This window comes from Clostridioides sp. LIBA-2809 (genome assembly GCF_056688965.1).
Genome location: NZ_CP197004.1, coordinates 3206100 through 3232960 on the forward strand (window position 1 = coordinate 3206100; position 26861 = coordinate 3232960).

Consider the following 26861-nt stretch of genomic DNA (forward strand, 5'->3'; position numbering starts at 1 on the left):
TTACTCATTTATAGTGATTTTTTTCAATTTTTTTCTTATTTACTATATCATAATTATCCAATTTATGATATTATTTAAATATAATATAAGTTTTATAAAGTATATTAAATATATTATAAGATGGAGGTCGAGTAATTTTGAAAGGAAACATAGTACAATTTAATTTTGCAGATATAGAGGAAGAAGTATATTCGTTAGATTATGCAATAGCATGGAATACAGATGAGGAAAACGTAAACATCATACCATTTACAAATAAATTTTGTAAAGAATCTATAGAATCTTTTTGTCTAGGTAAGATTGACAACTTTGTTGAAATATTAAATGAAGGATTTGTTGAAAATCATCATTATGTGCATTTAGATAAAATAATTAGTGTACCTAAGAAAAAGGTTAATTTAGTATATCAACAAGACACACATGGTTATCTTTTAAGAGATGATAATAATAATCTTATTCCTGCAAAAATAACTTCAGAACAATCTAAGTCTATATCAAATAAGATGGAGTTATTCTGTGCTGGTGAAGAAAAATGTTTAATTAATATATTACTAAAGGCTGACCCATCATATATTTTAGATGTAGATAGTATAAAGGATAAGGACATTCTAAATTTAGGTTATGAGTCTATTGATAGATACAAAGAATACAATTTTGACGATGATAAGATTTTAATATTTTTTATAAATAAAAAACGTTACTCATTAATTATGAAAAAAACAAATAATTCTAGTAATGATTTAAATACTAGAAATAATGATATAAAAAAATTATTTACTAATAATGCAGAAAATCTTAGCTAGTATTATAATTTTAGCTTATATTGTTAATTAAATTAATAATAGTATACAAAATGGGAGTAGATAAATCTACTCCCATTCATTTATAATAAACAAATAAATCCATAAACCCATTGAGTGATTATAATTTTTAGATTGTGTTATCTTGCATTTTTAAATTTAAGGTAACTTTCTATTCTAAACTTTAATCTCTACATCAATATCTTCAACTGTAACAACTTACAATTAAATCTTTAATAATCAAACTTTAGACTATCTATATTAAAACTCAAATTAGATTTAGGATTTATTTGGATATCACATTTATTTTATTAAATATTAATTAATTATTTTCTACTTACAAACTTAGTCTTCCCCTAATTCTATTATTAAATACTTTTAATTATTTTTCAATACAATATTAATTTTTAACAATATTTATTCTAAGTTTATTTTGTAAATCCAGACACTTTCCACACTCCTTTTTCATTTACAATATCAATATTGATATCAGAAAAACTTCCTCTTCCAGTGTCACTCATTATATCATTACCCCCAAATACCACATTATAACATCTTTTTCCATTTTCTTTTAAATCCAGATTTTCCATATATACAATTTTGCTATTATCAATATAATCTGGTAAATTCATCTCGAACTTAGAGTCATTAAAAAGCTTATGATTATCCAAATTGATAAATAGAGTGCTTATCTTACTTTCTACATCCATAGTAGTTAATAAAACCTTTGCATTATTTTCTTTTATAGCCTTTATATACATTTTTATCAAATCTTCATTGCTTAACTTTGATACATCTATATATAAAGAATTGGACTTATCTATACAATTATCTTCTATCCATGAACTTAAGTCTTCTTTTATTACTTCTTTAAAACTATGTCTTTTTAAGCTAATAGCGTTCCCTTCATGCCTTCCAGAATCAATATACGCCCCTACAATTTTTCCTTCATACCTTATTATTATACCTCTAGTACTTAATAGAGTATCTTCAAGTTCATCTGATAATGGTTCAGTTAAATTGTATATCTCAGCAGTAATCTCTTTTGATTTTAAGTTTGAAAAGTCTAAACCTATATCTTTAGATAGCTCTATATTATATGCCCAGTATAACTTCTCTACTGTATCTTCTGATGAATACTTAAAATTATTTGGAATTGTTTTTTGTTGAGATGATATTAAAAAACTTGGTGTCCAGTTATACTTTTTAAAAAGTTCATTTACATCATTAGGTACTTTCGAATATTGAGGTCTAAATTCTTCAAGTGATGATATCAACCTAAAGAAATCATGTTCTACATTAAATTTTTCATTATTATATTCAATATTTCCGACATTATGTGTACTATCATATGAGTAACTTATGATTTTTTGTTCTCCATCACCATTATAGAAATTTATACTTTGACTTTTTAATATAACTCCATTCGTATTCTTATCTTTATTTTTATCTTTATAATACGTTACACCATTTAAATCATTTAGTATCTCATCTATTAAATGTTTATCTAAAATTAAAATTGGCTTAGAATCATTTTCTTGACTAGTATTAATGTAAATTTCTATTTTTTTTGTATCTTTTAAATCTAAATATATTTTTTTATCATGTTTATCATTTATTAAATTGGGTTTTGTATTTAAATATAATATTACAAAACTCAAAATAAGCATAGCTATGATAAATACTTTTGTTTTTATGCATTTCAAATTGTATACCTCCATTAAATATTTATTAGATGCAGACTATATCCTTAATACCAAACCATAAATATTATAATACCTTAAATTATACAATAAAAAAGCCATAGTATATAGACAAACTATGGCTTTTACTCATTCATTAAATAATTTTCATTATCTATAATCTACCTAAATAAGTATTTATGTAGATATAATTTAATAATTACATATTAAAACTAGTTTCAATATATTTCTTTATTTCTTCAGCAGTACCCATATTAAGTACTTCATCAGCTAATTTTTTCATATCAGATTCTTTAACTGAAGTTATTAACTTTCTAGCAGGAAGTATTGATATTGGAGACATAGAGAACTCATCTAATCCCATACCTAAAAGTATTGGTATCATTTTTTGGTCTCCAGCAGATTCTCCACACATACCTGCCCATTTACCTTCTTTATGTGCATTATCTATAACTGTTTTTATAAGTCTTAAAACAGCTGGATTAAATTGATTATAAAGATAGCTTATTTTTTGATTCATTCTATCAACTGCACAAGTATATTGAATTAAGTCATTAGTTCCTATAGAGAAGAAATCTACATGTTTAGCTAATACATCAGATATTACAGCAGCAGATGGTACTTCTATCATCATACCAATTTCTACATCTTTAGCATAAGCTACACCCTCAGAATCAAGTTCTGCTAAAACTTCTTTTACAACTTCTTTAGCTTGTAATAATTCTTCTAAAGATGAAATCATAGGGAACATGATTCTTAGTTTTCCATGAACACTTGCTCTATATAAAGCTCTTAATTGAGTCTTAAATATATCTTTTCTATCTAAGCAAAGTCTTATTGCTCTATAACCTAAGAATGGATTCATTTCAGGTTCCATACTTAAATAACTTAATTCTTTATCTCCACCTATATCCAGTGTTCTTATAACTATAGGTTTCCCATCCATTCCTTCTAGTACAGCTTTGTAAGCTTCATATTGTATTTCTTCAGTTGGGAAAGAATCTCTATCCATGTATAAGAATTCTGTTCTATAAAGACCAACACCTTCTGCATCATTCTTTATTAGACCTTCTATATCATTAGGAGTTCCTATATTACCAGCTAGTTCTACATGCTTACCATCTAAAGTTACAGATGCTTTTCCCTTTAATAATTGTAATGCTTTTCTCTCTTCTTCATACTTAGCTTTTAACTCAGTATATTTATTTATAGTCTCTTCATCTGGATTAACGATTACTTCTCCAGTATCTCCATTGAAGACTACAAAATCTCCATCCTTAACATTTGAAGTTATATCACTTAATCCAACGATTGCAGCTATCTCTAAAGTTCTAGACATGATAGCCGTATGAGAAGTTCTTCCACCTATATCAGTTAAAAATCCTAAAACCATTTTTTTATTCATAGTTGCTGTGTCTGATGGAGTTAAGTCATGTGCTATTAATACTACTTCTTCACTTAAAGCAGATAAATCAACAACTTTAATTCCTAATATATGTCTAAGTATTCTATTTGTAACATCTTTTATGTCCGCTGCTCTTTCTTTCATATACTCATTATCCATAGACTCGAACATGCTAACAAACATCTCTTTTATTTCATTTAAAGCATACTCTGCATTTACATTTTCAGTTTTAATTTTATCTATTGCAGAACCAATTAACTCTGGGTCTTCTAAAACTAATAAATGTGCTTCAAATATTTCTGCCTCTTCTGCTCCTAATTCTTCAGAAGCCTTTTCCTTAACTTTTACTAATTCTTCTTTAGAAACTGCAACTGCATTTTCTAATTTAGCAATTTCCGCTTCAACATTATCTATAGATTTTTTTTCAATTACTAATTCACTATGCTCAACTACTAACGCTTTCCCTAAAGCAACACCAGGAGAAGCACCTATTCCTTTGTAAGCCATAACCCTACCTCCTAAAAAATATCTTCTGTATTTTCATACTAAATTTATGATTAAAAATATCTTATTTCATATTCTAAAATATTTGTATTTTCATACCCAATTAACAATAGTCTTAATCTTCTGATTAAATAAACATGAAAGTAACAAAGAAATTAAATATCTACAAACGTTAATCTGTATATGTTTAATGCTTCTCTGTTACTTTTATTCTAAGTAATGATTAGATTACAAATATTAAACTTAAAAAAATTATTATATCTACTCTCCAAATCCACTTTCAACTAATTCAACCATTGCAGCTAAAGCTACTTCTTCATCGTCTCCATTTACAACTAACTTTAATTCTTCTCCTTGAGCTAAACCTAAACTCATTATTCCCATTATTGATTTTGCATTTACAGTTTTGTCTTTTGCTACAACCTCTACTGTTGATTTGAATTCAGCTGCCTTCTTAACAAACATTCCTGCTGGTCTAGCATGTAATCCACTTGCATTTTTGATACTAACTATTTTTTCCATTTTTTTAATCCTCCTATAGACTTTACATTTTATATTTTTTAAAATTGTTTTCCTATTTTTTACTTTAATGGTACTTAGTGGTACTTTTTTGTCCTATGGTCATTTTTTGTTCCCACTAGTGCTACAAAAATATTATACTACTAATATACACTTTTTTCGAGTATAATTACAAATTTTTTTTTGTTTTTTATTTAACTTTGATTTTTTAAGTCTTTTATAATACAATTTGTCAATAATTTTGTATTTTTGTTCTTTTTAATACTAATTTTAGGTCTAATTTCAAAATTAGAAGCTAAATTTTTATTAGAATCAATATTTGTATTTACAACATCTAAAACTTTGTTAAAATCATATAATTTTATTCTATTTATGCTATTTTCTTCAAGTTTTTTTTCATATATACAGTAAAATAAATCTTTATATGAAAAATTCTTTGGTAATCCAAGCACTTCACCAAGCTTTGGTATTACACTTTCCATAATAGTTCTAAGTGAAGCATCTCTTTTTATGTTTAATAAATTACAAATACACTGTACAGTTTCATTACTCATACTTCTAAACTTGTCAAAACAATATTCTTCATTATATTTATATTCTACATCAAAATAATACTTAATCCCATTGCATCTTTCATATGCTTTCATAGTATCCAAGTAACCCAATCTAATATTTTTTTCTACATTGTCTCTATCTTTATTAAGAGAACCTCCCAGATACTCTGATGGTATTATAGTTTTTATATTTATATTCTGATGTTTATTTAGATTCATCTTTCCAAGAAAATCATCAATCAATCTAATCACAACAACATCTTCATACCCTTTGTCTTCTAAAAGTCCTATTGGCATATTGTCACAAAACATTCCATCAAGATATAACTTATCATCCATCATATTTGATTGAAAAATAGGCAAACTAGAACTAGCAATTAAATAATCAATCAATCTCCCTTGTGGCATATCTTCAATATACAATGGGTGTGGATTAATCTTTTTATCCCACCATACTGTAACAAGTCCAAAGTCTTTTTTTGATTTTCTTATTATATCTTCATTTAATGTAGTTTCCATTAGTTGTCTCATAGGGCTTATATCTATACCTTCATTTTTTCTAGCCTTATTTATAAGTTCAATAAGTGCATTGATATTTTTAGTAGTGAAATCTACATTTTTAAATTTCTCATAGGTATCTTTATCAATATTCATAAAGTGAGTATAATCGTAGTTTAACCAAATATCTTCCATTACTTCAATATCATTTTGAATTATATATGCTCCATTTAAAGCACCAATTGATGTGCCAGTTACTCCTTGAAACTCTATCCCAAGCTCTCTTAAAGCCTTATATGCACCTATTTGATAGGCTCCTTTTGTTCCTCCACCTTCTAAAACTAATCCTTTCATATTATCACCTACTATATTAAAAACATTTCTGATTTCTATTTCTCAGCAAATATTAATTCAAAAAACTATTTTTAGTTATTGGAGAAAAATAAAATTGCACAAATTTATTTTTATTTTATCAAAAAAACATTGAAAAGTATATATCTTTAATATTTTTTTATATGGTTAACTTTTTATTCAAAATTTAGATAAATAATTAACATTTCAATTTTTTTCATATTTATGGATACTTATATACCTAAAGAATCAATTATTAAGTTATCCATTTTTATCTGCAATCTTTCTACCTTTTCTTTATCTATAGATTTATTTAATAAAATTGATATTATTTGCCTTGATAAACTCTCTATCTCTTCATAATTATTATCTCTAAAAATTCTTATCTTCATAACCTTATTAGGATAGTAATCATATATATTTTTACTCATTTTTTTAGCAGTTATTTTAAAGTATTTATCATAAATACTGGAATTTAAAATTCCAACTAGATATTCATATGAGAATTTATCTAAATACTCTTCTTTTATGAAAAAAGAATATACGTCTGCACTTGAAAAATTATTATCATAGTCTATGGCAAATCTATTTTCTTTGGATTTATAAGGATACATTATCTTTTTTCTTTCAAAGAAAAGCTTTTCTCTGCCCCATTGAAGTTCATACCATTTCCTTATTCCACTTTTACATTCTCTTCTGTTTTCTAGTTTTGATTTATATATTCCTATAATCTCATCAAGTATCTTCTTATTTTTTTCTTCATCATCTATATCATTTGAGTATATTAACCTATAATCACTTTTATCTACTATATATTTATTTATATTTTTACTTTTTATCCAATATTTTAAAAATTTATTATCCACAAGGTTCAATTTTACATCATCTTTACTCAAAATAAATGCTTTATCACAGCCTGTGATTATTCCTTGAAAACTTATTGCTACATCTTCCAGACTATAGTTGCATTTTTCTTGTATCTTATTATAAAAAGCTTCATCATCCTTATTTACAAGTATCCATTCATCAGATAATAAACTTTGATTTATATTAAAATAATTAAAGTTATTACTATTTAAAAGTTCTTCTAGCGTTTCAAATTTATTTATGCATATATCTTCATTTTTTATTTTAAATACATCTATAGCTTTGTCTTTTGATTTTTTCTTATCGAAAGTAAGTATACAACTAGATACCCCTATATTTTTAAATATATTTGCACCTAAAAAATCTACTATTTCTTTAACACTGACATTTGATTTAATATATTCTCTTAAATCTTTACCAGATAAACTTTCTAAAAAATATCTTGGAGTTATAACGCTACCAGTTCCTCCTTGTTTCAAGATATCTATAATCTTTTTATAAAAACAAAAATACAAGTCAGCTTTATCTTTATAAACTTCACTGTATTTTTCTAGAAGAAATTTTTTATATTTCTTTTCAAGTTTTTTATGACCAATATATGGTGGATTACCAATTATGTAATCAAACTTATATCGCCAGTTCTTTTTTAGGCTATCACAACAAAATAGATTAATCTTTATATCAGATTCCTCTAAGTCATTTACTGCCTTTTTGTTTATTAAGCTGTCTCTTAATATATTTATAGCTTTCTCATCAATATCAGCACCATATATACAGTAATTTAATATATGACTATGTATATTATTAACAGTCCAATAATTTTCATCATATTTCTCTTTTAATTCATAGATATTTTCCTCAAATAAGTCATATAAAATATCGTATACTTCCAAAAGAAAATTTCCGCACCCACAAGAAATATCGAGTATCCGTGGATATGGATTTTTAATTATATCGTGATTTTTTAAAGTTTTTTTTACAATATAATCGACAATGATTTTAGGCGTATAGTATATTCCACTTGCTTTTTTAGTATCTACATCTAAACTATTCTCATACTCTTTAGATAGTAGAAAATTATCTTGAGATATATCATCCATAGCTGAAAACCTCCAATTATTATCATAGCTGAAAATTTATTATTCTAGTATTTGTCTTATAGATTTTCTTGATAAAAGTTTATAGATTTCTTTTTCTATTTCTAGTAACTCACGATTTACTTTGCAACCTTTTAAGCAATTACTGCAATTAGATACATATCTCGTACATTTATTTATATATATTTTTCCATCAATTACTTCTACAATAGTCCTTAGACTTATTGTATCCAATGATACATTTAACATGTATTTCTTGCCATCTTCTTTATTAAAAGTAAGCACATTATTTGCACAAAGTTTTCTAAGAAGCTTATACAGTGTTAGTATTGGTATCTCTTCGCTTTTTAATATCGTTTTAACATCTATTGGATTATCTTCCCCATTATTAAATATAGCTCTTATAATTCTTATTGAATAATCTACATCTTCTGAAATCATTCTTCCGCCTCCTCAACTGCCATGTATTTATCTAAGAGAGTATTTCCTAAATTTACATAATTTATGTCAGTAAGAATTCTTTTGTAGCTACTCTCATCTAAAGGCTTAAAAAATATGTAACCCTGTATTAAATTACATCCCATTTCGTTTAAAACTTTAACCTGCTCCATATCTTCCACACCCTCACATATAACAGTTAAGTTTAAATCTTGTGAAAGATTAACAATTGCTTTTACCATAAACTTTGTCTTTGTATTTGTAACTATATCCATTATAAGTGACCTATCAATTTTTATAACATCTAGTGGTATCCCCTTAAGATTGATAAAATTTGAGTTGCCTACTCCAAAATCATCTAATGATATGTCTATACCTAAAGATTTAATCTCATAAAGCCTCTCACTTATAAATTTTACATCTCTTAGTGCTGTTGTTTCTGTAACTTCTATTTCTATGAGTTCTTTAGGCACATTATATGTATTAAACATTGATTTAAAAAAATCTACTAAATCATTTTTATATAGTTCTACTCTGGAAAGATTTATTGAAACTGGTAAGACATTTATACCTTCTGAAATCCAATTATCAATAGTAACAAATACTTCTTGAATTAGCCATCTACCAATATTATTTATCAAACCACTTCTTTCAGCTATAGGGATAAACTTATTTGGTCCAACCATACCTAAAGATGGATGTATCCATCTTATTAATGCCTCTGAACCTATAATTTTACCTGTACTCGAATCAACTTTAGGTTGATAATGGATTACAAATTCCTTATTCTTTATAGCTAAGAATAAATCTTGCTCTATTTTCATAAGTGATTGTATTTCTTCTTCCATTGCAGAATCAAATTCTACATATTCTATATGCTTTAGTCCTTTTGACTTAACCCTCGCCATATCTGCATTATCCATAGCTTTTTTTATATCAATTTTATCATCATTAAATCTATAAATTCCAATTGATGCTTCAACATTTATATTCATTTTAAAACTATCAATCTGACTTAATGTCACAATTTTATTCCTAATGAGATTTACCAAATAAGGAATCTTTTGTTCTCTATCTTCAAGCTTTATTATTAATATAAAAACGTCGCTTTTTAACTTTCCATAAATAGCCTCTTCACCAAAATAACTTTTTAGATTACTTGAAATATTATCTAATACTTCATCCCCTAGCTCATAACCATATATATCATTTATAAGTTTAAGTCTACATAAATCAAAACAAGCCATAACACAGTTCTCTTTCTTATTGCTGATAATATAATTTTGAATATGTTTTAAAAAGTTCTCATCCTTAGTAATATTCATAATCTTATCTGAATTATTTACCATCTCTAAATTAATTTTATCCTCATATAGCTTGATTTTAAGATACGAAATAAATACATTTATAGTAAATAATATTAATAAAAGTAAAATTAAAGCCTTTATATCTATCCCGACATGTCTTGTAAGTAAAACTATTCCCAAAATTCCGATTATGATAAAAATTATTTTATTTAAACTGTAAATTTTTGTCATACTATTTTTATTCATATAAATTCCCCTATATTATTTTTAAATTATCTTACAGTCAAACTTTTTCTATATTAATTATAAAGCACAATTGATAGTAAATCAATGTATGTTGAAATCACATATAAATAACTATGTCATACTTAAATTAACTTTTCCAAATTTCATAAATATTAACTTTATTGGCAAAAAAAACTATGAGATTAGGTATATGTAAAATAATTTCTAATTTCATAGTTTTTAAATTCAAATAGTGTTTTTTAATACAACATAACAGAATAAATTTAATACTATCTATATAGTTTCATACTTAAGTAAATACTTACACAAAAATGAATTTACCTTATTTTTTACCTTTAGAATCTAAGTATGAAAGTATACCTTGAACAATTCCTTCTGTAAGTTGGTCTTGATATTTTGCATTTATTATTTTTTGTTCTTCTGATGGTGTTGTTAAAAATCCACACTCTACTAATATGGCAGGCATCTTTGATTCTCTAAGTACTTCAAAATTATTTTCAACTATACCCCTATCCCTTACTTTAACATAGGATACTATCGTACTTTGCACTGACTGTGCAAGATCTTTTGAACCATCTGTAGCTTTATTCCTATACCAGGTTTCTATACCTGTTGCTGTATGTCCATTTTTCTCTGCATTTAAATGGATAGAAACAAGTACATCAGCAGAACTATTATTCGCTAAATTAACTCTATCCATCAATGTTAGATATGTATCATCAGTTCTAGATACTACGACTTGAATATCCTTCTGTTTGGCTAATTTATTTGCTAATTTTTTTGAAATCTGTAAAGTTAGGTCTTTTTCTTTGCTAGTCTTACTTTCAGTTCCGTTATCATGTCCTCCATGACCTGGGTCTATGAATACAGTGTATTTTTTATTTTTATTTTCTTCCTCAGTGCCAAGGTCAAATTGCTCTGACTCAACGTTTTGTTGTTGGTTGTTTTTATTGCTTTTATCCATCCCTTTTACTAAAGCTACTACACCTTGAGTAACTTTAAATGCAATAAATAAAAATAACATCGTAAAGCAAACCAACGCTACTAATTTTTTCTTATTTAATTTTCTTTTTTTTCTATTCAGATGGCTGGTATTTTTAGATTTGTTTCTTGAATTATTGTTATTATTGCTTTTTGACATTTTTTCACCCTTCTTGGTATAGATTTTTACATTTTTTTATAATATTAGTGTTATTTTTTCATAATATTAGTGTTATTTTACCACCAAGAAGGTTTTTTTTCAATAATTTAAAACATTCTACAATCTAAAACTTCAAAATTTTCTAATTATCCACCTAAAGTAACATCTTGTGTGTCATACCAGCTAAAGGCATCTTTTATATCATCACCTCTAAAATCTGGCCAATAGTTATCTATAACATAAAAGTCTGCATAAATCGATTGCACAGGTAAAAAACCGCTTAATCTCCTTCTTCCACCCCATCTGATTATCAAATCTAATCTTGATACATCAAATGACTGTATGTAATCTTGTATGTTATTTTTATTTACATTTTCTACTCCTGATATATTATTTAAGTCCCAATACCATCCATAATTTACCAATAGATTTGCTTTTATTTGGCCTTCCTTTGCTTGAATTCTATTAGTATATGGTAATAATTCTTCTGGAAACATTGGAGATTTCGTATTTCCAACAACTAATAAAGCCGCACCTTCATCTATTAGTATATTTGCAGCATCAATACATGCTTTTGTAAAAGCTTTTGTCTGAACTGATGGACGTCTTGTATTATCAGTTGTAAATCCATAAAAAGTTACTTCTTCACAACCTAAATCTCTACATAATCTATAAGATTCTAGTCCAGGATTTATTCCACTTTCATATCCTCTATCTTTTGTCATACCATTTTGGCTCGCCCATCTTCTATTTCCATCTGGGATAATTCCTACATGTTTTGGTATTCTCATTTATAATCACCTCTTAATAGGTATTATTATCAAAATATTACATTATTAATCAAAACTGTAACATTAAATACATTTATTTTTATATAATTATGTAGTAAACTAATTTAAGATAGAGTTTAAAAAACTTGGAGGTTTATCATGAAAAAAATTTTAATATTGTTTTTTTCGATAATCTTATCATTTGGAATGGTTAGTTGTTCTTCAAGTGGTGATTACAAAAACGTTTCTACATCGAAAATTGAAAGGTCATTAAAATCTTCTGATTTACTTACAAAGGAATCAAAGGTCTTTGATGCAAAGGAATTTAACTATTTCAATGATGTGGAAGAAGACATCATTCAAGGTTTTGTAATTAATTCTTCTGAAAAATTATCTCTAGAAGATATTATCGTCATAAAAACTGACGATGTAGATAAAATTTATAAAACTCTAGAAAATTATAAAAAAGACATGATACAAGCACCTTTTGGAGAAGGACATGGAGAAAAAAGCAATTCTGAAATAGCAAATAATACTATAGTTGAGAAAGCAGGCAGATATGTTTATCTAATTTCTGCTGAAAATGCCTCTCAAATAGAAAACAAAATACTGAGTATAATAAAAAAATAAATATCATTATTGATGTTTATTAAATATCAATGTAATTTTTATATAAATAAATTTATTTTATTAAAAATTACATTGATATTTTTTATTTACTTAATTAGTATAATTTAAATCTCTTTTAGCTTTTTCTTTTTTCCTAAAACTAGACTTATTAATATCAATCCGACCATAATTACAGTCAATACCAAGTATGTCATCCATGCTAATGTATATCCTCCAGACATATCATATAATTTTCCTGTAACAGCTGACCCTAAAGCCGCCCCCAATAAAACCACTGCATTTACTACACCAACTATTGTTGAATAATCTCTTTTACCAAATATCTCTGATGTGATAAGAGCAGGTACAATAGTTCCCATACAGTTTCCAATTCCCCAACATATAATAAATACTATTATAGCTGGATACTTACTAGCAAATAATAGAGCCAATACCCCTAAAAATACCTGCAATCCAACAAATATAACACCTTTTTCACATCCAACTTTATCAAATACGTAACCTAGAAGTATTTTACCTAATATAACTACTCCCATGTTTATAGATATAACACTTGCTGCAAAAGTTGGAGAATACCCTATATCAGTCAAATAAGATGCAATATGCATTTGTACTCCCATAGCTATTATTGTAATCAAAATTAACCCTACAACCATAATCCAAAATATTTTAGTTTTTACAGCATCTCCAAGCATGATTCCTTTTGCAGAATTATCTAAAACGTTTTCAGAAGAATTACTATATCCATATGGAAGTAAACCTTTATCACTTGGTTTTTCAGACATAAATATCAAAACTACTGGTATAGTTGTAACTAAGATTATTATTCCCAATACTAAATATGATTGTCTCCAACTGTAGTTTAATATTATATAGTTAGCTATAGGATTAAATATCATACCACCTACTCCACTTCCCATAAAAGTTAGACCTAACGCCAGACCTCTTTTTTCTACAAACCAATTACTTATTATTATTGATAGAGGAGTTAGAGTTGTCATACCTAACCCCAAACCTGAAAATATACTCATTAAATAAAAAACATATATACTATTTGCATATGAATATCCTATATAACCTATTCCTGCTAATACACATCCCACAAGCATTATATTTTTTAGTTTAAATTTTTTTGCTAATTTCCCCATAAAAAGTGCTATTACCATAGTAGATAAAGCAATCACTGTATAATAAAGAGAAAACTCAGACCTAGAAAAACCTAAGTCTTCTGTTACAGGTTTTATAAATAAACTTGCACAATTATTTACTATTCCATAAACAGATATCATTAGTATTAAGCCAGCAAATACAACTAACCATCCTCTAAAAAATCCTTTTTGTGAATTAGATATATTATTTGATTCCATTTTTTACCCCCCAATTTTAGTAAATTTAAGATTATTTTATTATTTAATGTATAGTTCTATTTTTAAAATAAAGATTATACCAATGGTTTATATTCAAATCCATCCAAAGATTTTGTAAACTCTTCTTTTGATTTTTCAAGCTTTTCTCTGTCCATCAAGATATCATATGCAGAACAGGCAAGTACTTTTGCCGCACTTAACATTGCCTCAAAACCTACATTAGAACCAGATGATGAACAAGCTTGCCAAGTATGAGCTGCTGTACCAATAGGCCATGCCGCCATAGCAAATTGTGCAGTTGGTACTATATAACTTATATCTCCTACATCAGTTGAACCAGATACATTTTTGTATTTATAATCTTCAAAGTCAGCAATATCATCATGTAGATATTTTTCTGCTATATTAGGATTACCTTGAAATGAAGTTGCTACATTTCTTCTTTCTTCTTTTGTAATTGTATTTGCTAATTTGTGAGCAAACTCTAAATCTTCAGCTTTAAAGTTAGGTGCTCCTACTAATCTCATATTCTCAGATACAACATCTGTTAGACTTTGATTAGGCAAATAATCATACATTGCATCTATAACTTCATATTCCATCTCTGTTTCTGTCATCATTGCTGCACCTTTAGCAACTTTTACCAATCTATCAAGAGTACTCTTTACATCTGATGCTTTTTTACCTCTTAAGAAATACCATGATTCTGCAGAACCAGGAACTATATTTGGTCTTTCTCCTCCATTAGTTATTACATAATGCATTCGTATAGAATCCAATATGTGTTCTCTTAGATAATTAGCACCTACATTCATAAGTTCAACAGCATCAAGTGCACTTCTACCAGTATGTGGAGATTGTGCCGCATGAGAAGTAATTCCTTTAAATCTAAATTTCATAGAGAAATTTGACAAACTAGTTGGTCTCCAAGGACTATTTACATCAAAAGGATGCCAGCTAAATGCACAATCTATATCTCTAAAACATCCTTTTTTATACATATTACATTTTCCAACGCCACCTTCTTCAGCTGGACATCCAAAATATTTTATAGTCCCTTTGATATTTTCTCTCTCCATAACTTCTTTTAATGCTACTACTGCTCCTACTCCCCCTACTCCCAACAGATTGTGACCACACCCATGACCTGGGGCAGATTCAGTTATAGCTTCTTTAGTTAAAGATACTTTCTGTGATAATCCTGGTAAGGCATCGTATTCTCCTAATATCCCTATGACAGGTCTACCTTCTCCAAACTCTGCTACAAAGGCAGTTTCTATTCCTTGTACAGTATTTACATTAAATCCATTTTCTTCTAAGTATTTCTTTTGTACACCACTTGCAAAATATTCTTCATATGAAGTCTCTGGATTTTCCCATATTCCTTTTGCCATTTCTACTAAATCTTCTTTATTTTTATTAACACAATTAATTAAATCGTTTTTCATATTTAAAACCCTCCTCATAGTAATTAATTTTTACTTGTGACTTACTATATAAGCAATGATTATGCCAAGTAAGTAGGTTTTAATCTCAATAAGTCTTATAAGACTTATGAATACTCTATTTTAAAATTTTAATTATTCTGATTAAATAAATAATATTGTAAACAAAAAAATAAATGGGATATTATTAAATCAATATCCCATTTATTTTATATTTATAAGTTTTTAGTAACCCATTTCTCCCCTTTTTCTTCAAGGTGACTCCCATTTCTCCCAATACTCTTTCCAATATATCCCTCTGACTCTAAAAAGTTCATAATTACTCTAACACTATGCTCACTCGAATCTACATTGTTTGATTGTAATTTCTTTACTAACATTCTTCTTCCACAATTTTCTTTATATAAGATTCTCATAATCTCACACGCTATAATATTATCTCGATGGCTTAAGTTTTCAAAATATACATTATAAGATTTTTCTATATTATCATTAATTTCAAAACCTGTATCATTAATTATATTATTTTCATATGCTCTGTTTTGATTATTGCTATATGTATTTGAAGTACTTTCTTTATCTTCAATATATTTATTTTGGCAAGAGTCTTTATATATAATAGGTAAATCATCTATTGTAAGTAGTTCACCACCAAAATTTCCAACATATTCAATACAATTTTTTAATTCTCTTACATTTCCATCCCATTTGTATGTATACAGAAATTTTCCTAATTTGTCATCGATTTTTTTATAATGACATCCCATATTTCCTAAAAAATAATTGCATAGCACTGGTATATCTTCTTTCCTCTCTTCAAGTGGAGGTATACTGAGTATGCAAGTACTAAGTCTATAAAACAAGTCTTTTCTAAAATTACAAGAATTTCTAAGTTCATCTATAGTCTTATTAGTAGCAGCAATTACTCTTATATCCAGTCTAATTTTTTCATATCCACCAATTTTAACTATTTCCTTCTCTTGTAATACTCTCAAAAGTTTTACTTGAAATAATTGACTTGTATCTCCTATTTCATCTAAAAATATAGTTCCACCATTAGCTATTTCAAATAAACCCTTTTTACCCTGAGACCTAGCACCTGTAAAACTTCCACTTTCATAACCAAACAATTCACTTTCAAGTAATTCATCTGGTATTGCTGCACAATTTATAGATATAAATGGTCTATTACTTTTATTTGAACAATTATGAATAGAATGAGCATATAACTCTTTTCCTGTTCCAGTTTGACCTAATATCAGTACAGTTGAGTCTATTTTAGCGTATTTCTTAGCGTATTCTATAACTTCTTTATTCTTATTAGAGTTTCCTACTATATCATCAAACGTATATTTAGCCAAATAAGATTTATTTATCTTTCCAGTATTTCCTTCATATGCTTCAAACACTTCATCTATAAATATAGACTCTTGATAGTTTTTACCCATAAAGTTTATATTGTTTTTACTGACTATAAATTCTTTATTTAGCGTTTTATCTGAGTAATATATATTTTTTTTAAGATTTGTACGTTTAAATAAGTTGTATATATTTAGTAGTGGCTTAATTGTACTTAAATCTTTTCCTATATTACTTTCTTTTATATTGAGTAATTTTCTTGCATATTCATTATATAGCTCTATAGTTTTATCTTGATTTAAAATAATCATCCCTATTGGTATGGAATCAATTAAATGTCTTACTCGATTTTTATATTTCAAATCTTCCATTATAGATTTAATATCAATCTCATCTTCACTATACACATTTTCTTTCACTACTTTTAACTTAGATGCTACTATACTAGGGTCTATTTCTAATTTTTCCAATATTTCTAAATATCCATTATATACGATTTCTCTCCAACCAATATCAATAAAATTTGTAACAAAATCTGGTGTGTAAAAAAGTTCTCCCAAATAAACTGCTGTATCTACATTTTCTATATACACCCCAAATAGCTCTTTGTTATATGGTATAAATTCAATATGATTTATTCCTAATTTCTTTAATATTGCTATACATTCTAGTGTATATATCCATTCAGGAGTTATAAGGAGAACTCTCTTTCCTCTTTGAATTTTTCTCAATTTTTCTACTACATCTTTAGTATACATAGTTTTTACTAAAACTAATTTTTCTTTATTTCTTTTTATCCATTGGTCTACTATTTGTTCATCTAAATAATTCATCGCTACTATAACATCACAATTTGACAAGTTCAAATCTTCTATATCATAAGTTTCTATTTTTGCAACATCTCCCAATACCTCTTCAAGTTGCAATTTATATGCTACTTTCAACTTATCATTTATACCAGCTAAAATAATCTTTTTCATTTAGACCCCCACTATAAATGGCTATCCTATTTTCATGACCTCTTTTATCTTATCTACAACGCCATTCTCAGTATTTCTTTTTGCTCTGAATCTAGCAATTTCTTTTAAATACTCATTTGCATTTTCCATGGCGTAACTATGATAAGCACTCTTCATCATTTCTACATCATTCAATTGGTCACCAAATACCATAGTTTCTTCATATTTTATATCTAGCATTCTTTGTACTTTTTTTATTGCACTTCCTTTATTAGCACCTTTTGCAGTTAAATCAAGCCACTCTACTCCAGAAATACATACTTGAGCTCTATCAGAAAACTTTTCAAAGTAGATACTATTATTATGTTCTGCACCTTTGAAGTCAAATACGGCTATCTTTAATATATCGCCTTCTACTTTAGTCAAGTCATCTACAACTTTAAACTTTGCATAGTAAGTACTAACTTCTTCTATAAATGCTTCATCTTTACTTTCTATATAAGCGTATTTTTTACCACTCATCACAATTTTTTTTCCTTTTATACTTCTTGTTGTCTCTATAATTTCATTTACTAATTCTTTATCCAAAGGATTTGATAATATTTCTTTTCCTTTATATACTACCAATGTTCCATTTTCTGAGATAAACATCATATCATCTTTTATATCTTCAAATTTTTTTATAAGATTTTGATACTGCCTACCACTTGCCGCAGAAAACATTATCCCTCTTTCTCTTAATTTTTTAAATACTTTATAAAACTCTGGATTTATTTCGCTCTTCTCATCTAACAAAGTTCCATCTAAGTCTGTTGCTATTAATTTTATCATACATTTCCTCCCCCAAATTATATAATTTATGATTATTTTTTATTATTTTTTATCAGTTTAAATTTTCAATTCCTATTATACACTAAAATTTCTAAATTACAATTTACTCCTTTTGTAAGATGGTCTAAGCATATCTAGGAAAATATTTTTTTCAATACATACATCAATTTATAAAAATTTAAATCTTCATATAATTATATTCCAAGTGAATTCATAATAACTACACACTTTCTTATATAAAATACCATAAAAATAATTATATTATGACAAACTTATGCTAATTTATTGTGTTTTTTATTGCTTATATAACAAATTTTTAATATAATTAACTATGTGTAATTAAAAAATTTAGAAAGTAGGGGATATTATTGTCAGGACTCAAAAAGTTCGTTATATTTCTAGCCCTTTTAGTTATAGCATTTCCTGTTAGTGTCTATGGATATGTTTTTACTAAATTAAAAACTATCCAAGATGATAGTATAAATACAGAGGCGCTGAGTAGTAATGACTATAAAAATGAAGAAAGTATCACAAATATATTATTGCTAGGTACAGATGCTAGACCTGGAGAAGAAGTTTCTCGTTCAGATGCCATGATGATACTGACGATTGATAATAAAAATAAAAGCCTTAAATTAACTTCATTGAATAGAGATACTTATGTTAATATACCAGGACATGGAGATGAAAAACTAACACATGCTTATGTATATGGACAAGCTAACTTATTGATAGAAACTATAGAGGAAAACTTCCAAATTGACATACAAAACTATGCTGTAGTTGACTTCTTCTCTTTTATGGATATAGTTGATGCTCTAGGTGGAGTTACGGTTACTGTTGACAAGAGTGAAATAAGAGAATTAAACAAATTTATACCTGAAACTTATAAGTGGAATAAAAGCGATGACAAAGGTTCTCTTAAATATATAAGAAACTCAGGTGAACAAAAATTAAATGGATATCAGACACTTGCATTTTCTCGTATAAGAAAAAATGATAGCACAGACCAAAGAGATAGAAGACAAAGAAGCGTTATACAAAGCTTAATAAATGGTGTTAAGGATTTACCAGTTACTAAATATCCTAATCTAGTTAATACAATACTTCCATATGTAAAAACTAATATGAACCCTAATGAAATAATATCTTTAGGAAAAGACCTTTTAAGCATAGGAAATTTAGACCTTAAGTCTATGGAATTCCCTCTTTCTACTGAAAATGGTAGAAAAATAGGTGATGCAGGATATGTAATTCCTTTTGAAGAATATGAATTAGATGCGATGCATGATTTTATATTTGAAGATATTATGGTTGAAGAGTAAATATTTATCTAAAACAAAACAAATTAATAATTTTATAGTAAGTACATACCTCTCAAAGGCAAATTACTTTGCAATTGTGGGGTGTGTTTTTATTTTAAAATATAAATTTATTTTTCAAAAAATATATTACATGTACTTTTAATTATATATATAAATTGACAATTTTTCTTATAAATTATATCATTGTCTTTTTTTTGTAACTGAAACAAGTATTGAATATATCTCAATACTTTAATATAATTAAGTGTATGCTATTAAAAAATATACAGGAAAAAGAAGAAAGAAGGGGTACTTTTGTCAAAATTAAAGAAATTTGTTATACTACTGGCTTTCTTGGTAGTAATATTCCCTATAAGCGTCTATGGATATTTTTATTATAAATTATCTTCTATTCATGACTCGAGCATAAATAGTGATTTGTTAAATAATAATGACCATAAAAATGAAAATGGGATAACTAACATACTACTTATGGGAACAGATGCTAGACCAAATGAAGATTCTTCAAGGTCAGATGCTATGATGATACTTACTATTGATAACAAGCATAATGATATCAAACTTACATCATTAGCTCGTGATAGCTATGTAGACATCCCTGGTCATGGTAAACAAAAACTTACTCATGCTTATGCTTATGGACAAGCTGATTTATTAATACAAACAATTGAAGAGAACTTTAATATTGATATTCAGAATTATGCTTGTGTTAATTTCGAATCATTTATGTATATAATTGATGCTATTGGTGGCGTTGAAGTTACCATTGAAAAAGGAGAAATACGAGAATTAAATAAATTTATTCCTGAAACTTATGGTTGGAATAAAAGTGATGATAAAGGTAGCATACAATACATTAAAAAATCAGGAGAACAAACTTTAAATGGATATCAAGCACTATCTTTTGCACGTATCAGACACAACGATACAGCTTTTGCTAGAGATGGCAGACAGAGACAGATTATACAAGCTATAATCAAGAAAACAGAAACTTTACCTGTCACTAAATATCCAGGTTTATTAGATGCTGTTCTTCCATATGTTAAAACTAACATGAAACCTAATGCAATACTTTCTTTAGGAGCTCAAGTTTTAAAAATGGGTGACTTAAATGTTAAGCAATTTGAATTCCCTATTGATGATGAAATTCACAGTACAGGTGGTATATATGGAAAAGCTGGATGGGTTCTTAGATTTGACCCAGATACTTTAGACATATTACATGATTTTATATTTAATGACATAGAATATAAACAATAAGAAATTTAACATAAAATTTACTGGAAATATAAGATTAAATATTAAAAAAGAACTATATCGCATAATTATTTTCAAGTTATTATTTACACTTGATTACAAAATGCATATAGTTCTTTTTTATTTTCTAATTTATATTTATGATTTTATTTGACTCTATTTTTATAAACCAACCTATATCTTAAACAAACTTTTCTATTACTTAACTAAGTTTAGGAAAGTATTTAATGAATTTTGATTTATTCCATCACCAGCTTCATATACTAGAGTTGTTTTCTTAGGCTCTAAAGCTGTTTTCTGAGCAGATGTCACACTATTTCCAAGCATAACTACTGGTGATTTTAATTTAGCAGCTAAAGGACCTGATGTTAATGCATCTACTAGCTGATTACTTTTACTTACAAACATTGATGGATATTCAGCATTAGGATAGAATTTTTGTATTACTTTTCCATTTGTTTCTTCTCTATTTTCTCCAGCTATTCTATTTTTAGACACATCGTTTGTAATAACCTTATCTAATTTAGTTATTACTGAATCAGATATACTTAGATTACCACCTATGAAATAAGCATCTTTTACTTTTAAGTCTGATATCCAATTATAAACATCATCACTTACATTATCTTTTGATACTAATACTATTGGTTGCTTTTCCTCACCTGCTTTTGAAGCTATAGAAAGAGAATCCGCCTCACCTGTTCCACTTGTTATATATAATTTTTCTACTGGATTAGTTTTTACTAATTCCTTTGCTATTAATAAAGATGTACTATATCTATCTGAACCACCAACTCTATTTATTGATACATTTGATACTGTATCTTTTATCTCATTCTCAACTTTATCTCCAATAGAGCTATTTCCTCCTATTAGGACAACTTTACTTGGATTAAGTCTTTTTATCTCATTCTTAGTAGATGTAGGTATATTATCCTTATTTACTAATAATATAGGAGCATCATTTGCTGTAGCAAGTGGTGTTGATGTTATACCATCAACTATAGAATATCCATTTACTAATACTACTGTATCTGAATTTGTAGCCCATCCTTTTTTACTTATTGCTACTGCTGTATCATATCTTTCATTACCTCTTAATTTCTCCACTTTAACATTTGATGGTGGTGTAACTGGCTCTTCAGTACTAGAATATAAACTCTTTAAATCGTTTTGTATAGAAGTACTATTTGCTATATCTTTAGCTGAAAAATACATACTACCTTTTATTTCACTGTATTTTCTATTTAATGTTACTTGTTTTACTATTTCTTTTGCTATATTTTGTCCATTATAACTTGATTGACCTTGCTTGTATATACCTTGTCCTATGTATAAGTCTACATTTGTTCCTTTTACTTCATTAGCCCACCATGCTACTAATTTAGAGTAATCTGCAGCTTTAAGACCAATTGGCCAATAAAGTTGTGGAACTACATAATCAACTAACCCTTGTTTTATCCATGCTCTTGTATCTGCATATGTACCTACATAACTTTCATTACCTGATGTATCTGAACCTGTTGGGTCACTACTCTTATTTCTCCATATTCCAGCTGGACTTACACCAAATACAACATTAGATTTTATACTCTTTATAGATGCTTTTACATCTCTAAGTAAAGTATTTACATTCTCTCTTCTCCAATTGTCTTTATTTTGTCCATTTCCATATTTTTGATATGTTGCATTATCACTGAAGCTTACTCCTGGGTAGAAATAATCATCAAAATGAACACCATCTATGTCATAATTTTGAACAACTTCTGCTATACTATCAACTATGTATTTTCTAACTTCTGGCAAACCTGGGTCATAGTAATACTTATTTCCATGCTTAATTACCCAACTTGGATTTTTCTTTGCTGGATGGTTAGCTGGTAATTTATCAATGCTCTCATCTGCCATAGTTATTCTGTATGGATTAAACCATGCATGGAATTCCATCCCTCTTTTATGTGCTTCTTCTATTAAAAATGGTAATGGGTCATATCCAGGGTCTTTACCTTGTGTACCTGTAAGATATTCAGACCATGGATTTATATTTGATTTATATAAAGCATCTGATTTTGGTCTTACTTGAACCACTGCTGTATTTATTCCTGAACTTTTTAACTTGTCCAACAAATCTGTGTATTCCTTTTTTTGCTTGGCTTCATTATTTTTAGTCTTAGGCCAGTCCAAATTATAAACTGTAGATATCCAAGCAGCTCTCATTTCCTTATCATTTGATGAATCTGCAAATGAACTTACACTACACATTGTAAGTGTCATTATAAGTGATAATACTAATATACTTATTTTTTTCATTTCATCCCCCTTAATTTCTAAAATTTATTTTTTTTTACAATATACTCCTTACTAAGTATATCTAAAATTCATATTATCTGTCAAATATTGAATAATATAGTTAAAATTTATATTTAATATTTGATTATAATATGAAATAATTTATTATAAAAAAAACAGCAAAGAAATTTATCTTCTTTGCTGTTTTTATAACGTCCATCACTATTTTAATATTACTAACCATTTCAATATATATGTAAAACATTAAATGTAACTCTACATACTTAATGTCAATATTCAATCCTATGTAAATCAATTTCTATTATTATTGTAAAACACGTGTAGCAGTTATAAGTCTTTTTGCATAATTAGTTCCTGGTGCCATACTAGTAACTTTTACTACATCTCCTGTTTGTGGTGAATGTATGAATTTAGAATCTCCAACATACAATCCAACATGATTTATTGAACCACCTGAACCAAAGAAAACTAAATCTCCTGGTTTTAATTCTGCTCTTGATACTTTCTTTCCTACTGTTGCTTGTGATCTTGATACTCTTGGTAAATTAACTCCTGCTCCATTTTTATAGACATAAGAAGTGAACCCAGAACAATCAAAAGAATTTGGTCCAGTTGCTCCCCATCTATATGGCTTACCTTGTTGCTTAAATGCTAGGTTTAAAACATTTTGTACCTTTGCATCTACATTTCCACCTTCAATAGTTAAATAGTCTCCATTTACCCATCCTGTAACATTGTCAACTGATTTTATTTTAATCCATCCATTTGAATGTAATTCTAAAACCTCAACTTTGTCTCCTGTGTTTATCTTTCCTACTACTGAGTCATTTGCACTAGCTCCACTTCTCATGTTTAAGAAATCACATTGGTCTACTGTTGCAGTCATAGGTGAATTAGTTAACTCTGCTGCACTAGCTGTTATTGCTCCTGCTTCTACTGTGACAACTCCTGCTATTAACACCATAGCTATAAATTTTTTTAATATATGTTTTTTATTTTTAATATTCATCATAATCTCAAATACCTAATCCTTTCGAAAATTTAACATTTTTTTCATTTGTTTCCAATTCCTAATTAACATTCTAACTTACATCAAAATAAATTGCAACCTTTTTTGTAATCTTTTTGTAATCTTTTTGTAATCTTTTGTTTCTTTTTCGTATATATTTGTTTCTTTTTGCTCCCCCTGGTTACAAATTAGAAATATATTCTACTTCTCCCGAGTTGTTGCAATTTCCTTGATATTAGCATCTTCTGGTTTAATGTAAGTTGGCACTAATTTTCTCATAACACTATCTATTTTTTCAATTTCTTCATTGTTAGTAATTTCTCTTAAAAGTTTTAAGTATTTTGTTATTTTTTCTCTATCAACATCTATTGGTCTACCAATAAAAATCTTTTTATGCTCTGTATCTAACAGACCTTCTTCTGACATAAGTAGTTCTTCATATAACTTTTCTCCTGGTCTAAGACCAGAAAACTCAATTTTTATATCAACATCTGGTTCAAACCCACTAAATTTAATCAAGTTTTTTGCTAAATCCAATATTCTTACAGGCTCTCCCATATCAAGCACAAATATTTCTCCACCTTTAGCCATAGCTCCAGCTTGTATAACCAAACCTACTGCTTCTGGTATTGTCATAAAATATCTAATGATATCTGGATGTGTAACTGTAACTGGTCCACCATCTTCTATTTGTTTTTTAAAAAGTGGAATTACACTTCCATTACTACCAAGTACATTTCCAAATCTAACAGCAACAAATTCAGTCTCACTTTCAGCATTAATAGTCTGTATAATCATTTCAGCAGCTCTTTTAGTAGCTCCCATTATATTAGTAGGATTTACAGCCTTATCTGTGGATATAAGGACAAATTTCTTAGCTCTATATTTTGAAGACAATCCAGCTATGTTTAAAGTACCAAATATATTATTCTTTATAGCTTCACCAGGACTTGATTCCATAAGAGGAACATGTTTATGTGCTGCTGCATGAAATACTACTTCTGGCTTATATTTATTAAATATCTCATCCATTCTTTTTTCTTCTCTTATTGATGCTATTACTGTCTTTAAATCCAATTTATTTCTGTATTTTCTAAGCAATTCTTGTTGTATTGCATAAGCATTGTTTTCATAATTATCAACTATGATAAGTTCTTTAGGATTAAATCCTGCAATCTGTCTGCAAAGCTCTGAACCAATTGAGCCTCCGCCTCCAGTTATTAGAATTACTTTTCCTTCAATATAGTTACTTATCTCTCTTAAATTTGTTTTTATTGGCTCTCTACCCAACAAATCTTCTATGTCTACTTCTCTAATCTGTTTTATATCCACTTTTCCGTCTATAATTTCGTAAATTCCTGGTATTGTCTTTATTTTACAGTTAGTATTCTTACATATATCAATAATTTCTTTTTTTCTATATTTTTCTATATTTGCAATTGAAAAGATTATTTCATCTATATTGTATTTTTCGACTACATCTTTTATATTTGAAGTTGTCCCTACAATCTTTACATTATGAATTATTCTTCCAACTTTATTTTCATCATCATCAATTATAGCTACTGCTACCTTTTTAAGTTCTGAATTTCTTTTTAACTCCTGTATAACCATTTCTCCAGCATCTCCTGCTCCAATTATAAGGATATTTGAAACCTTACCTCTAGAATATGTCTTATTCATGACTATTCTTATAGCTCTATATGCTATTCTAGCACCACTTGTAAACATTATAATAAATATTGTATTTAATACATAAAACATTATGGGATAATCAAAACCTAATAATTTATTGATTATATAAGCTGGTATTAAATAAGCTAAGGTTGCAATAAAAATAGAGATAATTTCTTCTTCTCCTGCATATCTCCATAATGTGTTGTAACACTTAAATAATCTAAATGATACTATATGAAGTACAATATATATACAAGCTGAAATTATTACATCATTGATAGTAAATACATTTAAATTACCTGTCAAACTCAAAGACATTCGAAATGCTACTAGCACGCTACAAATATCTAGAATTAATAATGTTAATTGTCTAAATTTATATTTTTTAAAAAGCTTATTTAAAAAGCTTTCTTTCTCTAAATCTATACTTTCTCGCATAACTAGAAGCCCTCCATTAAACAGCAAAAGCTACGCACCTAAGCATAGCCAACA

At 27.4% G+C, this 26861-nt stretch carries 20 protein-coding genes; 4 read left to right on the forward strand and 16 right to left on the reverse strand.

Annotated elements, in window-relative coordinates:
* Positions 1-137 precede the first annotated feature (137 nt).
* Positions 138-803 (forward strand): hypothetical protein, encoded by a 666-nt coding sequence (locus ACTG44_RS15265; protein WP_021385657.1) that lies wholly within the window; start codon positions 138-140, stop codon positions 801-803.
* A gap of 425 nt (positions 804-1228) precedes the next feature.
* Here the strand turns inward: ACTG44_RS15265 and ACTG44_RS15270 are convergent, their stop codons facing one another.
* From ACTG44_RS15270 to ACTG44_RS15310, 9 genes are all read right to left on the reverse strand, one after another.
* Positions 1229-2506, reverse strand: a complete 1278-nt coding sequence (locus ACTG44_RS15270) for a DUF4830 domain-containing protein (RefSeq protein WP_479920771.1) — start codon at positions 2504-2506, stop codon at positions 1229-1231.
* A 196-nt stretch (positions 2507-2702) separates the two neighbouring features.
* Positions 2703-4415, reverse strand: coding sequence for a phosphoenolpyruvate--protein phosphotransferase (gene ptsP, locus ACTG44_RS15275; protein ID WP_021385718.1), 1713 nt, complete (start codon positions 4413-4415; stop codon positions 2703-2705).
* A 258-nt stretch (positions 4416-4673) separates the two neighbouring features.
* The gene (locus ACTG44_RS15280) at positions 4674-4934 is read right to left on the reverse strand and encodes an HPr family phosphocarrier protein (RefSeq protein WP_021385729.1); all 261 of its coding nucleotides are present in this window, start codon (positions 4932-4934) and stop codon (positions 4674-4676) included.
* Between the two features lie 191 nt (positions 4935-5125).
* On the reverse strand, positions 5126-6337 hold the full coding sequence (locus ACTG44_RS15285; RefSeq protein ID WP_021385709.1) for a patatin-like phospholipase family protein: 1212 nt from the start codon (positions 6335-6337) through the stop codon (positions 5126-5128).
* Positions 6338-6567: 230 nt separating this feature from the next.
* Positions 6568-8301: an N-6 DNA methylase family protein gene (locus ACTG44_RS15290; protein WP_479920772.1), complete on the reverse strand. Its 1734-nt coding sequence runs from the start codon at positions 8299-8301 to the stop codon at positions 6568-6570.
* A gap of 39 nt (positions 8302-8340) precedes the next feature.
* The gene (locus tag ACTG44_RS15295; RefSeq protein WP_021385699.1) at positions 8341-8739 is read right to left on the reverse strand and encodes an RrF2 family transcriptional regulator; all 399 of its coding nucleotides are present in this window, start codon (positions 8737-8739) and stop codon (positions 8341-8343) included.
* Positions 8736-10289, reverse strand: coding sequence for a putative bifunctional diguanylate cyclase/phosphodiesterase (locus ACTG44_RS15300; RefSeq protein ID WP_021385700.1), 1554 nt, complete (start codon positions 10287-10289; stop codon positions 8736-8738). Before ACTG44_RS15300 ends, ACTG44_RS15295 begins: the two co-directional genes overlap by 4 nt.
* 322 nt (positions 10290-10611) lie before the next feature.
* Positions 10612-11430, reverse strand: a complete 819-nt coding sequence (locus ACTG44_RS15305) for an N-acetylmuramoyl-L-alanine amidase family protein (protein WP_479917324.1) — start codon at positions 11428-11430, stop codon at positions 10612-10614.
* Positions 11431-11576: 146 nt separating this feature from the next.
* Positions 11577-12221, reverse strand: coding sequence for an undecaprenyl diphosphate synthase family protein (locus ACTG44_RS15310; RefSeq protein ID WP_021385732.1), 645 nt, complete (start codon positions 12219-12221; stop codon positions 11577-11579).
* A gap of 138 nt (positions 12222-12359) precedes the next feature.
* Here ACTG44_RS15310 and ACTG44_RS15315 point away from each other — a divergent pair, with 138 nt between their 5' ends.
* Positions 12360-12830, forward strand: coding sequence for a DUF4358 domain-containing protein (locus ACTG44_RS15315; protein ID WP_021385671.1), 471 nt, complete (start codon positions 12360-12362; stop codon positions 12828-12830).
* A gap of 104 nt (positions 12831-12934) precedes the next feature.
* On the opposite strand, the gene ACTG44_RS15320 is transcribed toward ACTG44_RS15315, so the two are convergent.
* From ACTG44_RS15320 to ACTG44_RS15335, 4 genes are all read right to left on the reverse strand, one after another.
* Positions 12935-14197 carry an MFS transporter gene (locus ACTG44_RS15320; protein ID WP_479917325.1) on the reverse strand — a complete coding sequence of 421 codons (1263 nt, stop codon included), beginning with the start codon at positions 14195-14197 and terminating at the stop codon, positions 12935-12937.
* A gap of 74 nt (positions 14198-14271) precedes the next feature.
* The gene (locus tag ACTG44_RS15325) at positions 14272-15645 is read right to left on the reverse strand and encodes a M20 family metallopeptidase (protein ID WP_479919299.1); all 1374 of its coding nucleotides are present in this window, start codon (positions 15643-15645) and stop codon (positions 14272-14274) included.
* A gap of 212 nt (positions 15646-15857) precedes the next feature.
* Positions 15858-17981, reverse strand: a complete 2124-nt coding sequence (locus tag ACTG44_RS15330) for a sigma-54 interaction domain-containing protein (protein WP_479920773.1) — start codon at positions 17979-17981, stop codon at positions 15858-15860.
* Positions 17982-18002: 21 nt separating this feature from the next.
* Entirely contained in the window at positions 18003-18791 is a 789-nt protein-coding gene (locus tag ACTG44_RS15335) for an HAD family hydrolase (RefSeq protein WP_479917328.1), read from the reverse strand.
* A gap of 368 nt (positions 18792-19159) precedes the next feature.
* Here ACTG44_RS15335 and ACTG44_RS15340 point away from each other — a divergent pair, with 368 nt between their 5' ends.
* Both ACTG44_RS15340 and ACTG44_RS15345 read left to right on the forward strand, forming a co-directional pair.
* Entirely contained in the window at positions 19160-20116 is a 957-nt protein-coding gene (locus tag ACTG44_RS15340; RefSeq protein WP_479920774.1) for an LCP family protein, read from the forward strand.
* Between the two features lie 294 nt (positions 20117-20410).
* On the forward strand, positions 20411-21376 hold the full coding sequence (locus ACTG44_RS15345) for an LCP family protein (protein WP_021385667.1): 966 nt from the start codon (positions 20411-20413) through the stop codon (positions 21374-21376).
* 195 nt (positions 21377-21571) lie between these two features.
* On the opposite strand, the gene ACTG44_RS15350 is transcribed toward ACTG44_RS15345, so the two are convergent.
* The 3 genes from ACTG44_RS15350 to ACTG44_RS15360 form a co-directional block, all read right to left on the reverse strand.
* The gene (locus ACTG44_RS15350; RefSeq protein WP_479920775.1) at positions 21572-23683 is read right to left on the reverse strand and encodes a cell wall-binding glycosyl-hydrolase Cwp19; all 2112 of its coding nucleotides are present in this window, start codon (positions 23681-23683) and stop codon (positions 21572-21574) included.
* Between the two features lie 304 nt (positions 23684-23987).
* Positions 23988-24695 (reverse strand): C40 family peptidase, encoded by a 708-nt coding sequence (locus ACTG44_RS15355; protein ID WP_479920776.1) that lies wholly within the window; start codon positions 24693-24695, stop codon positions 23988-23990.
* Between the two features lie 198 nt (positions 24696-24893).
* Positions 24894-26807 (reverse strand): polysaccharide biosynthesis protein, encoded by a 1914-nt coding sequence (locus tag ACTG44_RS15360; protein ID WP_479917331.1) that lies wholly within the window; start codon positions 26805-26807, stop codon positions 24894-24896.
* Between the last annotated feature and the right edge of the window lie 54 nt (positions 26808-26861).